Origin of the sequence: Amycolatopsis sp. NPDC005961 (assembly GCF_040629235.1) — a bacterium.
Lineage (GTDB): Bacteria > Actinomycetota > Actinomycetes > Mycobacteriales > Pseudonocardiaceae > Amycolatopsis > Amycolatopsis camponoti.
Genome location: NZ_JBEXVF010000011.1, coordinates 1 through 12,594, shown reverse-complemented (window position 1 = coordinate 12,594; position 12,594 = coordinate 1). Strand labels below are relative to the sequence as shown.

General features: G+C 68.9%; 19 protein-coding genes. All 19 read left to right on the top strand.

Translation table 11 applies throughout. The features are described 5' to 3' along the window. The first annotated feature begins 1 nt into the window (after position 1). The 19 genes from rplR to truA all read left to right on the top strand — a co-directional run bounded on the left by rplR (position 2) and on the right by truA (position 12,489). Positions 2-400, top strand: a complete 399-nt coding sequence (gene rplR, locus ABZ342_RS12370) for a 50S ribosomal protein L18 (RefSeq protein WP_230863078.1) — start codon at positions 2-4, stop codon at positions 398-400. A gap of 34 nt (positions 401-434) precedes the next feature. Then, positions 435-1,082 (top strand): 30S ribosomal protein S5, encoded by a 648-nt coding sequence (rpsE, locus tag ABZ342_RS12365; protein ID WP_155548876.1) that lies wholly within the window; start codon positions 435-437, stop codon positions 1,080-1,082. Position 1,083: 1 nt separating this feature from the next. Then, the gene (rpmD, locus tag ABZ342_RS12360; protein ID WP_155548877.1) at positions 1,084-1,269 is read left to right on the top strand and encodes a 50S ribosomal protein L30; all 186 of its coding nucleotides are present in this window, start codon (positions 1,084-1,086) and stop codon (positions 1,267-1,269) included. Beyond that, the gene (rplO, locus tag ABZ342_RS12355; protein WP_155548878.1) at positions 1,266-1,712 is read left to right on the top strand and encodes a 50S ribosomal protein L15; all 447 of its coding nucleotides are present in this window, start codon (positions 1,266-1,268) and stop codon (positions 1,710-1,712) included. Before rpmD ends, rplO begins: the two co-directional genes overlap by 4 nt. Positions 1,713-1,831: 119 nt before the next feature. Next, entirely contained in the window at positions 1,832-2,413 is a 582-nt protein-coding gene (locus ABZ342_RS12350; protein ID WP_360471949.1) for a hypothetical protein, read from the top strand. Between the two features lie 603 nt (positions 2,414-3,016). Further along, positions 3,017-3,559, top strand: coding sequence for a hypothetical protein (locus tag ABZ342_RS12345; RefSeq protein ID WP_360471946.1), 543 nt, complete (start codon positions 3,017-3,019; stop codon positions 3,557-3,559). A 31-nt stretch (positions 3,560-3,590) separates the two neighbouring features. Continuing rightward, positions 3,591-4,223 (top strand): LysE family translocator, encoded by a 633-nt coding sequence (locus tag ABZ342_RS12340; protein WP_360471943.1) that lies wholly within the window; start codon positions 3,591-3,593, stop codon positions 4,221-4,223. Between the two features lie 267 nt (positions 4,224-4,490). Continuing rightward, positions 4,491-5,798, top strand: a complete 1,308-nt coding sequence (gene secY / locus ABZ342_RS12335) for a preprotein translocase subunit SecY (protein ID WP_155548880.1) — start codon at positions 4,491-4,493, stop codon at positions 5,796-5,798. Further along, positions 5,795-6,349 (top strand): adenylate kinase, encoded by a 555-nt coding sequence (locus ABZ342_RS12330; RefSeq protein ID WP_360471939.1) that lies wholly within the window; start codon positions 5,795-5,797, stop codon positions 6,347-6,349. Before secY ends, ABZ342_RS12330 begins: the two co-directional genes overlap by 4 nt. Before the next feature lie 44 nt (positions 6,350-6,393). Then, entirely contained in the window at positions 6,394-7,170 is a 777-nt protein-coding gene (gene map / locus ABZ342_RS12325) for a type I methionyl aminopeptidase (RefSeq protein WP_360471936.1), read from the top strand. Positions 7,171-7,434: 264 nt separating this feature from the next. Further along, on the top strand, positions 7,435-7,656 hold the full coding sequence (infA, locus tag ABZ342_RS12320) for a translation initiation factor IF-1 (RefSeq protein ID WP_004558881.1): 222 nt from the start codon (positions 7,435-7,437) through the stop codon (positions 7,654-7,656). Positions 7,657-7,752: 96 nt separating this feature from the next. Continuing rightward, positions 7,753-7,866 carry a 50S ribosomal protein L36 gene (gene rpmJ, locus ABZ342_RS12315; protein WP_004558882.1) on the top strand — a complete coding sequence of 38 codons (114 nt, stop codon included), beginning with the start codon at positions 7,753-7,755 and terminating at the stop codon, positions 7,864-7,866. 205 nt (positions 7,867-8,071) lie between these two features. Then, positions 8,072-8,452 (top strand): 30S ribosomal protein S13, encoded by a 381-nt coding sequence (gene rpsM, locus ABZ342_RS12310; protein ID WP_004558883.1) that lies wholly within the window; start codon positions 8,072-8,074, stop codon positions 8,450-8,452. Continuing rightward, entirely contained in the window at positions 8,449-8,634 is a 186-nt protein-coding gene (locus tag ABZ342_RS12305) for a hypothetical protein (protein WP_086681363.1), read from the top strand. Before rpsM ends, ABZ342_RS12305 begins: the two co-directional genes overlap by 4 nt. An 18-nt stretch (positions 8,635-8,652) precedes the next feature. Continuing rightward, entirely contained in the window at positions 8,653-9,060 is a 408-nt protein-coding gene (gene rpsK, locus ABZ342_RS12300; RefSeq protein ID WP_004558885.1) for a 30S ribosomal protein S11, read from the top strand. A 23-nt stretch (positions 9,061-9,083) separates the two neighbouring features. After that, complete coding sequence (gene rpsD / locus ABZ342_RS12295) at positions 9,084-9,689, top strand: 30S ribosomal protein S4 (protein ID WP_155548883.1); 606 nt, start codon at positions 9,084-9,086, stop codon at positions 9,687-9,689. Positions 9,690-9,794: 105 nt separating this feature from the next. Beyond that, positions 9,795-10,865 (top strand): DNA-directed RNA polymerase subunit alpha, encoded by a 1,071-nt coding sequence (locus ABZ342_RS12290; protein ID WP_004558887.1) that lies wholly within the window; start codon positions 9,795-9,797, stop codon positions 10,863-10,865. Positions 10,866-10,909: 44 nt separating this feature from the next. Beyond that, a complete protein-coding gene (rplQ, locus tag ABZ342_RS12285; protein WP_155548884.1) occupies positions 10,910-11,584 on the top strand; it encodes a 50S ribosomal protein L17 in 675 nt (224 codons plus the stop codon). Between the two features lie 65 nt (positions 11,585-11,649). Beyond that, entirely contained in the window at positions 11,650-12,489 is an 840-nt protein-coding gene (truA, locus tag ABZ342_RS12280; RefSeq protein ID WP_155549470.1) for a tRNA pseudouridine(38-40) synthase TruA, read from the top strand. The last annotated feature ends 105 nt before the right edge of the window (positions 12,490-12,594 follow it).

Here is a 12,594-nt window from a genome sequence, read left to right as displayed (position 1 = left end):
CATGAGCGACACGACTACGAAGCGCAAGCCGGTGGGCAAGGACATCTCGACCCGCCGCCGCGTCGCGAAGGCCCGTCGGCACTTCCGGCTCCGCAAGAAGGTTTCGGGCACGGAGCAGCGTCCCCGCCTGGTCGTCAAGCGGTCCTCGCGGCACATCGCCGTGCAGGTCATCGACGACCTGGCCGGCCACACGCTGGCGTCGGCGTCCACCCTCGAGGCGGACCTCCGGTCGTTCGACGGCGACAAGAAGGCCAAGGCTGCCAAGGTCGGGGCCCTCGTCGCCGAGCGTGCCAAGAACGCCGGGATCTCGGCTGTGGTGTTCGACCGTGGGGGCAACGCCTACCACGGCCGCATCGCCGCGCTCGCCGACGCCGCCCGTGAGGCGGGGTTGGAGTTCTGACGATGCAGAAGCTTGTTAACGGAAGGAAAGCCTGATGCCGGGACGTACACGGCAATTCGGCGGCGGACAGGGCGGACCCGGCGGGCAGGGCGGCAACGACCGCAATGACCGTCGCGGTGGCGGCCGGGACCGGCGCGACAGCGGCCGTGGCGGGGCCGGCCAGGACAAGACCCCGCACCTCGAGAAGGTCGTGACGATCAACCGCGTCGCCAAGGTCGTCAAGGGTGGTCGTCGCTTCAGCTTCACCGCCCTCGTCGTCGTCGGTGACGGTGACGGTCAGGTCGGCGTCGGCTACGGCAAGGCCAAGGAAGTTCCCGCGGCGATCGCCAAGGGCGTCGAGGAAGCGAAGAAGAACTTCTTCCGCGTTCCCCGCGTCGGCGGCACCATTCCGCACCCGATCCAGGGTGAGGAAGCGGCCGGCGTCGTGCTGCTCCGCCCGGCGTCCGCCGGTACCGGCGTCATCGCCGGTGGTCCGGTGCGCGCGGTGCTGGAGTGCGCGGGCGTCCACGACGTGCTGTCGAAGTCGCTCGGCTCCGACAACGCGATCAACATCGTGCACGCGACCGTGGCGGCCCTGAAGGGCCTGCAGCGTCCCGAAGAGGTCGCGGCTCGCCGCGGTCTCCCGCTCGAGGACGTCGCTCCGGCCCGGATGCTGCGCCAGCGCGCGGGCCAGGGGGTCTGACATGGCTGAGCTCAAGGTCACCCAGGTCAAGAGCAAGATCGGCACGAAGCACGCTCACCGCGAGTCGCTGCGCACCCTCGGGCTGCGCAAGATCCGCCAGAGCGTCGTGCGTGAAGACACCCCCCAGGTGCGCGGCCTGATCCACACCGTCCGCCACCTGGTGGAGGTCGAGGAGGTCAAGGCATGACGGCCATCAAGATCCACCACCTGCGTCCGGCTCCGGGCGCCAAGCGCGAGAAGATGCGCGTCGGTCGTGGTGAGGGTTCGAAGGGCAAGACGGCCGGTCGCGGTACGAAGGGCACCAAGGCCCGGAAGAACGTGCCCGCCGGGTTCGAGGGTGGGCAGATGCCCATCCACATGCGGCTCCCGAAGCTTCGCGGCTTCAAGAACCGCTTCCGCACCGAGTACCAGCCGGTGAACGTGGGCGACATCGCCCGCGTCTTCCCGGACGGTGGCACGGTCGGCGCCGAAGAGCTCGCCGCGGCGGGTCTCGTCCGCAAGGGCAAGCTCGTCAAGGTGCTGGGCACCGGTGACGTCAACGGCGTCAAGCTCGACGTGACCGCCGACGGCTTCTCCGGCTCCGCCAAGGAGAAGCTCGAAGCGGCCGGTGGCTCCGCCACCACCAACTGAGCGGTTTCGCAGTAACCCGAAGGCCCGTCTGGTTCGCCAGGCGGGCCTTCGGCGTTCCCGGGAGCTGCTTGTGGTGGGCCTGCTCCGGCGGAAGGATCGGCGGGGTGGACCGTCGTGGCTTGGCCTTCTTCGTCCCGGTGCTCGTGGTGCTCGCTCTCGCGCTGACGGTGCTCGCGACGTTCCTGCCGTTCTTCCGCACCGAGCAGCTGCTGGGGGCGAGCGACGACGAGGTCGCCCGGTCGGTGCTGCGGGCCTGGCGGGTCGACTACTCGTTCCCGGGCCAGGCCGAGCTCAGCTCGCCGTCCGTCCCGCTCGGGTTCCCGCTGCTGCTGGCGAGCGCGATCCTCCTGACCGCGGCGGTCCTGGGCATCCGCCAGGCGGCGACCCGCCGTCCGTCGCCGGCCGCGCGGCGGACCACGCTGGCGGGGGCGGCGTTCCTGGCGGGATCGGTCTGCACGATCGGCATGCACGGCGCGAGCCGGCTCTTCGACGACCGCCCGGCCCAGGTGGACACGACGGTGCTGGCGGGCATGTGGCTGCTCCTGGCGGCGGTCCTGGCCGCGGCGGGGGCGGCGGTGCTGAGCCACCGCCGGTTCGCGGCGGGGCGTCCCGGGTGGGCCGACCCGGCGCTGGCGTTCGCGGACACGACGACACCGCCGTCGGGCGTGACGATCACGGTGCTGCCCCCGGAGAACGACTGACCGGACAGATACCTTGCCGCCGCGCGGATCCGGACGGAGGATCACAGGGTGGACAGACCGTCGCAGAAGCCGCCCGAGCACCCCGGCCCGCTGCCCGAGGCGGGGGAGTCGCCGCTGAGCTTCCCGGTCGAGGCCCCGAAGCTGGTGGGCGTGGAGCCTGGGGCGGGGGAGCCGCTGGGTGCCCCGGCGGAAGCTGCGTCGCCGGCGGTCACGACGGAGGCTGCTTCGCCGGTTGTGAATCCGCTTGGGTTCCCGGTGGAGGCTGTCCCACCGCTCGCGGCCGCGGCGGACGCGGCGCCGCCGGGTCCCGCGGAAGCTACCCAGGCGGTGAGCCCGCTGGCGTTCCCGGCAGAAGCCGCCCCACCGACCGACCCACCGCTCTTCCCGCCCACAGCACCCCCTGATCCGCACGCCTTTCACTCCCCGGCCGAGCAGCTCCCTTACCCGGTCGCCGAGCTACCCGGCTCGGTCACCGCCATCCCGGCACCGGCTCCAGCCCCGGCACCCGAGCCCGCACCGATCCCGGTGACCGAGGCCCCAGCCGAAACACCCACCGGGCTTCTCCGCTACCTCCCACCCGTCCTCACCGCTGTCGCAGCACTCATGACCGTCGCCGGCTGCCTCCTGCCGCTCTTCCGGCTGCAGCAGCACGTCAGCGTCCGGCAGCGGTTCTTCGAGGCGCAGCTCACCCTGACCGAAACCGCCTGGGGCAGCCGCATCGAGATTCCCGGGCAGGACGTCACCGAGCAGGGGGGATCGCCCGTCGGCATCCCGCTGATCCTCGCCGTCCTCGTGCTGGCCGTGGCCGCCTTCACGGCCTTCGCGCGGCCGGGCCGTGGTCCCGGGCGGTGGCTGATCGCCGCGGGTGCCGTCTTTACCGCCGGCGTGGTCATCACCGTCGGCATGGGCGGGCCCGGGTTGTCCGCCCTGGCGGACGGCATGGACCTCGAAGTCACCACCGAAGCCGGCATGTGGCTGCTGATCGGGGCCACCGTCGTGGCCGGCGTCGCGGCCGTGCTGGCCTACCTGCCCGCCTGGCGGCGCTCCGGCGAGGAATGGGCCGACCCCGCGCTCGCCTACGCCGACACCCCGACCCCGCCCAGCGGCGTCGCCATCACCGTGCTGCCCCCGGAAGAGCCCGGATAACCCGCTCGCCACGGCAGCTACCGTGAGAACCATGTCGTGGCTGCTGGTCTTCTTCGGGGCGTCCGTGCTCATCGCGCTTACGCCAGGGGCGAACAACCTGCTCGGTCTCCACCACGGGATGACGCACGGTGTTCGCCGCGGCCTCGCCGGCCTGCTCGGCCGCCTGACCGCGTTCACGCTGTTGATCGCCGCCGTGGCGGCCGGGCTCGGGCAGCTGCTGGCCGCCTCCGAGACCGCCCTCACGATCATCAAGTGGGCCGGCGCCGCCTACCTGCTCTACCTCGGCGTCCGGATCCTGTGGTCGACCATCCGGCACAAGGGCGACGAACCGGACAGTCCCAAGGCGAAGGCCGAACCGGCGACGGCGTGGCGGGTCGCGCGCAAGGAGTTCGGTGTCGCGATCACCAACCCGAAGGCGATCCTCATCTTCACGGCGTTCGTCCCGCAGTTCATCGACGCAGCTCACGGGCCCTTTTCGGCCCAGATCGCGGTGCTGGGCGCGGTCTACCTGCTGGCCGAGTTCCTGGCCGGCTCGGTGTACGTCGGCGTCGGCGCCGCGGTGAAGTCGATCGAGCTGACGCGGCGGGCGCGGCGCAACGTCGACCGCGGCACCGGTGTGGTCCTCGTCGGGCTGGCCGGCGTGCTCGCGACGTCGACCGCCTGAACCGGATCTTGTGGCCCTGTGTCAAGGATTATGGGCAAGCCGGCGATGTGGATCAACCCGCCGGAGCAACCTTGGTACGGAAAACGCACACGCACTGCGGACACGCCCTGTGAAGCTGTTAGAGTCGGCGACACGCTTCGGGACGAGTGTGCCCCGAAGCGTTCCTGGCTTGCGTGCCAGTAGTGCTGTGTGTTCCCGCCGGCCACCCGTGCCGGCCAAGCCGATCGTCGGTTGAGGACGGCCGACGACGCCGAGGAGGTCCCCCGCGTGTTCAGCGCCTTCCGCTCGGCTCTCGCGACGCCGGATCTACGCAAGAAGATCCTGTTCACGCTAGCCATCGTCGCGGTCTACCGAATCGGTGCGACCATCCCGGCACCCGGGATCTCCTACGGGGCGGTACAGGCCTGTAGCTCCCAGGCGCAGCAGGAAGGCGTCTACCAGCTGCTGAACCTGTTCAGCGGCGGTGCGCTGCTGCAGCTGTCGCTCTTCTCGACCGGGATCATGCCGTACATCACGGCGAGCATCATCATCCAGCTGCTGACCGTGGTCATCCCGCGGTTCGAGGAGCTGAAGAAGGAAGGCCAGTCCGGCCAGGGCAAGCTGACCCAGTACACCCGGTACCTGACGGTCGCGCTGGCGATCCTGCAGGCCACCGGCGTGGTCGCGCTCGCGGACCGCAAGCAGCTCTTCCCGGACTGCGACCAGCCGATCATCCCGGACAACAGCGTCTACTCGCTCGCCATCATCGTCATCACGATGACCGCGGGCACCGCCGTCATGATGTGGCTGGGTGAGCTGATCACCGAGCGCGGCGTCGGCAACGGCATGTCCGTCCTGATCTTCCTGAACATCGCCGCGCGCATCCCCGTCGAGGGCGGCAACATCCTCAGCAACGGCGGTGGCGTCGCGCTGACGATGATCTGCGTCTTCGGCTTGGTGATCATCGCGAGCGTCATCTTCGTCGAGCAGGGGCAGCGCCGGATCCCGGTGCAGTACGCCAAGCGCATGATCGGCCGCCGGATGTACGGCGGCACGTCGACCTACCTGCCGATCAAGGTGAACCAGGCCGGCGTCATCCCGGTCATCTTCGCGTCTTCCCTGCTGTACCTGCCGGACCTGATCAGCCGCCTCGTCGGCGACCAGAACAGCAACTCCGGCTGGCAGGTCTTCATCAAGAACTACATCGTGAACCAGTCCAGCTGGGTGCACATCGCGCTGTACTTCGCCCTGATCATCTTCTTCACGTACTTCTACATCACGATCACGTTCAACGTGGACGAGCGTGCGGAAGAGATGAAGAAGTTCGGCGGGTTCATCCCGGGCATCCGCCCGGGCCGCCCGACGGCGGAGTACCTGAGCTTCGTGCTCGGCCGGATCACCCTTCCGGGTTCGCTGTACCTGGGTATCATCGCGATCCTTCCGAACTTCTTCCTGTCGGTGACCGGTAGCGGGAACAACCAGAACTTCCCGTTCGGTGGCACGGCTGTGCTGATCATGGTCGGTGTCGGGCTCGACACCGTGAAGCAGATCGAAAGCCAGCTGATGCAGCGCAACTACGAAGGGTTCTTGAAGTGACACGGCTGGTTCTCGTGGGTCCGCCCGGCGCGGGCAAAGGTACGCAGGCGGAGGCCCTGTCGGAGCAGCTGCGCGTGCCGCACATCTCCACGGGCGAGCTGTTCCGCGCGCACGTCGGCCAGGAGACCCCGCTGGGCCAGGAAGCGAAGCGCTACCTGGACTCGGGCGAGCTCGTGCCCGACTCGGTCACGAACGAGATGGTCCGCGAGCGCCTGGCGGAGCCGGACGCGAAGGCCGGCTTCCTGCTCGACGGCTTCCCCCGCAACACCAAGCAGGCCGAGGTCCTCGGCGAGATCCTCGGCGACGCCGACGTCTCGCTCGACGCCGTGATCCAGCTGCAGGTGCCGGAGGACGTCGTCGTGGCGCGCCTCATGTCCCGCGGCCGCGCCGACGACACCGAAGAGGTCATCCGCCGGCGTCAGCAGATCTACGTCTCGGAAACCGCGCCGCTGCTGGAGTACTACGCCGACATCCTCGTGGTCGTCGACGGCGTCGGCAGCGTCGAGGAGATCTCCGGCCGGGTGCTGAAAGCGCTGCGCGACCGCACGTGAATCTCGGAGGGTTGCGTGTTCTGCAAGTGCTCCGCCGTGGGCGCATGATCGAGGTCAAGACCCCGGACGAGCTGCAGGCGATGCGGGCCGCGGGGCTCGTCGTCGCCCGCACGCTGGCGGCGGTCCGCGCCACCGCGAAACCGGGCGTCAGCACGGCCGAGCTCGACGAGCTGGCCGAGCAGACGATCCGGGACGCCGGCGCGGTGCCGTCCTTCAAGGGCTACCACGGCTTCCCGGCGTCGATCTGCGCGTCGGTGAACGACCAGATCGTCCACGGCATCCCGGCGAAGACCCAGGTGCTGGCCGACGGCGACATCATCTCCGTCGACTGTGGGGCGATCCTCGACGGCTGGCACGGCGACTCCGCCGTCACGCTGGCCATCGGCGAGGTCTCCGACGCCGACCTGGCGCTGTCCGCGGCGACCGAGGCGGCGATGTGGGCCGGCATCGAGGCGGTCAGCGCCGGCGGCCGGTTGACCGACATCTCCTACGCCGTCCAGTCGGCCGCCGAACGCGCAGGCCGCGACGACGGCGTCGAGTACGGGATGATCGTCGAGTACGGCGGTCACGGCATCGGGCGCCAGATGCACATGGACCCGTTCCTGCCGAACATCGGCAAGCCGGGCAAGGGCCCGCGGCTGAAGCCCGGCATGGCGCTGGCGATCGAGCCGATGCTGACCGGCGGCGGCGGCGAGACCCGCGAGCTGGACGACGGCTGGACGGTCGTCACGGCCGACGGCTCCCGCGCGGCCCACTGGGAGCACACCGTGGCGATCACCGAAGAGGGCCCGTGGGTTCTCACTGCGCCCGAGGACTCCTGACCTGCGCATTCACCCCATCGTGGTGATCGAGGTCACGTGCACCTGCGCGTTCTCCTAGCATGGTTACCCCCAGTTTGGGGGTCGCGACACGGGTTGCGTACACTGTCAAGTCGGCGCACTTATCGCGCCCGGATCTCGCGCGCTCGTGATTTCACGATCTTGGGACCTGGGCACCAGTGTGCCACGCAACACCCGACCCAGCACTAGTGCTCGAGTTGATCAGGTGTGGCGACAGACGGTTGATGACAAGGAAATGCGGAGGACATGGCGAAGAAAGACGGGGCCATCGAGGTCGAAGGCCGCGTAGTCGAGCCGCTCCCCAACGCGATGTTCCGCGTCGAGTTGGAGAACGGTCACAAGGTCCTGGCACACATCAGCGGCAAGATGCGGCAGCACTACATCCGCATCCTGCCCGAGGACAGGGTTGTCGTGGAGCTCTCGCCCTACGACCTCTCTCGTGGTCGCATCGTCTACCGCTACAAGTGATCACGACGAGTCGCTTTTCGGGGGTTCCGGGTGGCGGAGCCCCCGGCTCGGGGCGAAGCCCCGGGTGGCAGAGCAGCTACTAGGAGAGCAGAAGACGTGAAGGTCCAGCCGAGCGTCAAGAAGATCTGCGACAAGTGCAAGGTGATCCGCCGGCACGGCCGGATCATGGTGATCTGCGAGAACCTGCGGCACAAGCAGCGGCAGGGCTGATCACTCGCACTCGAGCAGAGTGGATTGACGGCTACACAACCTCCCCGCACCTGCCGGGCCACGCGAGTGGTCCGGTTCACCCCCGGACTTCAGGCCGGGGCCGGGACACCCGAAGCGCAAGCAGAGGGCACGACAGGCGAGTCGGTCCCGGAACCGGACGGGGAGCAGACCTGAAGATGAATTCAATGAAGGAGCATCAACGCCAATGGCACGACTCGCTGGCGTAGACCTCCCCCGCGAAAAGCGGTTGGAGATCGCGCTTACGTACATCTACGGCATCGGCCGTACCCGCTCGAAGCAGCTGATCAAGGCTGCCGAGCTCAACGCGGACACCCGCGTCAAAGACCTCAGCGATGACGACCTCGCGAAGCTGCGTACGTACATCGAAGAGAACTTCAAGGTCGAGGGTGACCTTCGCCGCGAGGTGAACGCCGACATCCGTCGGAAGATCGAGATCGGGTGCTACGAGGGCCTTCGCTGGCGCCGCGGACTTCCCGTCCGTGGTCAGCGCACGAAGACCAACGCCCGTACCCGCAAGGGTCCGAAGAAGACGGTCGCCGGCAAGAAGAAGGCTGGCAAGAAGTGAGCGTCCAGGGCAAGAAGGTCGTGCAGATGGGCGGCGTCCAGCGCCGCGGCACGGCTTGCGTTTCGCCCAAGGCGCTCTACGCCCGCCCGATGGCGCTCCGCAACCTGTACACCGACGCCGGGTCGATCATCCGGCGCGGACAGGCCGAAGCGGTCGCCGCTCACCAAGAGAACGCGCGCTAACAGGAGAACCCTCAGAACATGCCACCGAAGTCTCGTACTGCGGCCGGGGCCAAGAAGGTCCGCCGCAAGGAAAAGAAGAATGTCGCGCACGGTCACGCGCACATCAAGAGCACCTTCAACAACACCATCGTCTCGATCACGGACCCGACCGGTGCCGTGATCGCGTGGGCGTCGAGTGGTCACGTGGGCTTCAAGGGCTCGCGTAAGTCCACCCCGTTCGCCGCGCAGATGGCCGCCGAGAACGCTGCCCGCAAGGCCGCCGAGCACGGCATGAAGAAGGTCGACGTCTTCGTGAAGGGCCCGGGTTCGGGTCGCGAGACGGCGATCCGCTCGCTGCAGGCGGCCGGCCTCGAGGTCGGCACCATCCAGGACGTGACCCCGCAGCCTCACAACGGCTGCCGCCCGCCCAAGCGGCGCCGGGTCTGAGGAACGGGGAGGAGTAAGAAGAAATGGCTCGTTACACCGGCCCCGCGACGCGTATTTCGCGTCGCCTCAAGGTTGACCTCATCGGCGGCGACCAGGCTTTCGAGCGTCGCCCCTACCCGCCGGGCCAGCACGGCCGCGGGCGCATCAAGGAGTCCGAGTACCTCCTGCAGTCGCAGGAGAAGCAGAAGGCTCGCTACACCTACGGCGTTCTCGAGCGTCAGTTCGTCCGGTACTACAAGGAAGCCGTCCGGCGTCCTGGCAAGACCGGTGAGAACCTGCTGCAGATCCTCGAGTCCCGCCTGGACAACGTGATCTACCGCGCCGGCATCGCCCGCACCCGCCGTCAGGCGCGTCAGCTGGTGAGCCACGGCCACTTCCTGGTCAACGGCGTCAAGGTCAACGTCCCGTCCTACCAGGTCTCGAAGTGGGACATCATCGACGTGCGGCCGAAGTCGTTCTCGATGCTGCCCCTGGTCGTGGCCAAGGAGTCCTACGGCGACCGTCCGGTCCCGGCGTGGCTGCAGGTCGTCCAGTCCAACCTCCGCGTGCTGGTCCACCAGCTGCCGGAGCGCGCGCAGATCGACGTTCCGGTTCAGGAACAGCTGATCGTCGAGCTTTACTCGAAGTAGTCCGGCCCCGGTCGGACGCAGGGCGGCGGCGCAACAGGTGCGCCGCCGCCGCGCCATCCCTTCGACGTCATATGGCGGGCGTCGTCTGGAAAGGAATTAGGAAGAATGCTGATTTCCCAGCGGCCGGCTCTCGGCGAAGAGACGGTCAACGAGACCCGCTCCCGGTTCACCATCGAACCGCTGGAGCCCGGCTTCGGCTACACGCTCGGCAACTCGCTGCGTCGTACGCTGCTGTCGTCCATCCCGGGCGCGGCCGTGACGAGCATCCGCATCGACGGCGTGCTGCACGAGTTCACCACCGTTCCCGGGGTGAAGGAAGACGTCACCGACATCATCCTGAACCTCAAGGAGCTCGTGGTGTCCTCGGAAGAGGACGAGCCGGTCACCATGTACCTGCGCAAGCAGGGCCCCGGTGAGGTCACGGCGGCCGACATCGTGCCTCCGGCCGGCGTCACCGTGCACAACCCGGACCTGCACATCGCGTCGCTGAACGGCAAGGGCAAGCTCGAGATCGAGCTCGTCGTCGAGCGCGGCCGCGGTTACGTTCCGGCCCTGCAGAACAAGCAGGCGGGCGCGGAGATCGGCCGGATCCCGGTCGACTCGATCTACTCGCCGGTGCTGAAGGTGACGTACAAGGTCGAGGCCACCCGTGTCGAGCAGCGCACCGACTTCGACAAGCTGATCCTGGACGTCGAGACCAAGCCGTCGATCACGCCGCGCGACGCGGTCGCGTCGGCCGGCAAGACGCTGGTGGAGCTGTTCGGTCTCGCCCGCGAGCTGAACGTCGACGCCGAGGGCATCGAGATCGGCCCGTCGCCGCAGGAAGCGGACACCATCGCTGCCTACGCGATGCCGATCGAGGACCTGGACCTCACCGTCCGGTCGTACAACTGCCTCAAGCGCGAGGGCATCCACACGGTGGGCGAGCTGGTCTCGCGCAGCGAGGCGGACCTGCTCGACATCCGCAACTTCGGCGCCAAGTCGATCGACGAGGTCAAGCTCAAGCTCGTCGGCCTCGGCCTCGCGCTGAAGGACAGCCCGCCCGGGTTCGACCCGACCGCGGCTGCCGCCAGCTACGACGGTGAAGGCTGGTCGGAGGGTGTCGGTGGCATCGCCGACGGGATTTCGGACGGCCACGACGATGGCCAGGACTACGCAGAGACCGAGCAGCTCTAGGGCTCTGTGCCTGGACGCTGCGAGCTGAACTAGTAGGAGAACCAATGCCCACCCCTACCAAGGGAGCCCGGCTCGGCGGGTCGTCCGCGCACGAGCGGCTGATCCTGGCCAACTTGGCCACGCAGCTGTTCGAGCACGGCAAGATCACGACGACCGAGGCGAAGGCCAAGCGGGTCCGCCCGCTGGCCGAGAAGCTGATCACCAAGGCGAAGCGGGGCGACCTGCACAACCGTCGTCAGGTACAGCGCGTCGTCCGTGACAAGGACGTCGTCCACAAGCTGTTCGCCGAGATCGGTCCGCACTTCGCGGAGCGCGACGGTGGCTACACCCGGATCACCAAGACGATGCCGCGCAAGGGCGACAACGCCAAGATGGCGGTCATCGAACTGGTGCCCGAGAAGACCGTGACTTCGGAAGCCGAGCGGGCTCGCAAGACCAAGTTCGCGAAGGACGAGAAGCCGGCCGCCGCGGTCGAGGCCCCCGCCACCGAGGAAGCCGCTTCGGAGGCTCCCTACGGTGAGGGCAGCCACGCCGCGCTCGAGGACGGGACGCAGCCCGAGGGCTTCCCGATCAAGGGCAACGACGAGTCGAAGTACTACCACACCGAGGAAAGCCCGTACTACGAGCAGACCAAGGCCGAGGTGTGGTTCGCCTCCGCCGAGGCTGCCGAAGCCGCGGGCTTCTCGCTGCCGCCGTCGCAGCAGGACGACGAGTCCTGACGACGGAAGCCGTTCCGGACGAGCCCGCCACTCCCCCTGGGGAGGGCGGGCTCGTTCGTCTGCGCCTGGACGTCTCCTACGACGGCACGGACTTCTCCGGCTGGGCCCGGCAGCCGTCGCGACGCACGGTCCAGGGGGTCCTGGAGGAGGCGTTGCACCGGCAGCCGCCGGGGGCTTCGGTGCCGAAGTCCGTGGTGGTCGCGGGCCGCACGGACGCCGGGGTGCACGCGACCGGCCAGGTGGTGCACGTCGACGTCGTGCCGCTCGCTTCCTCGGCCGGGCGAATCCCGGTCTCCGCCGACGGCATCCCGGACCTGACCCGCATGACGGGCCGCTGGAACCGCCTCCTGCCGGGCGACGTCCGGGTGCTGGGCGCCCGGGTGGCCCCGGACGGTTTCGACGCCCGCTTCTCGGCGATCCGCCGCCACTACCGCTACCGCGTGTCCGACGCACCGTGGGGCGTGGACCCGTTGCGCCGCAAGGACACGCTGGCCTGGAACCGTCCACTCTCGACGGACGCGATGAACGCGGCGGCGTCGGCACTGCTGGGGCTGCAGGACTTCGCGGCGTACTGCAAGCAGCGCGACACGGGCACGACGATCCGCGAGCTGCAGCGCCTGGAGTGGCGCCGGGTGGACGAGCACCTGCTGGAGGTGGCGGTCTCGGCGGACGCGTTCTGCCATTCGATGGTCCGCAGCCTGGTGGGAGCCCTGCTCCTGGTGGGCGACGGCCGTCGCGCACCCGGCTGGCCGGAACAGGTCCTGGCGAGCGGAGTCCGCGACAGCGCGGTGGCCCCGGCGCACGGCCTGACGCTGACCGCGGTCGACTACCCGCCGGACGCCGAGCTGGCGGCGCGGGCCGAGCAGACGCGCAACGTCCGCACCTCGCCTGCCGGTCGTGAGTGAGCGCCAGGCCCGCCGCGAGCGTCGCCACGCGGCCCAGGTCGTCCTGGGTCCACTCGACCTTCACCCCGAGGGCCAGCACGCCCAGCACCTCGACGTCGTACTTGC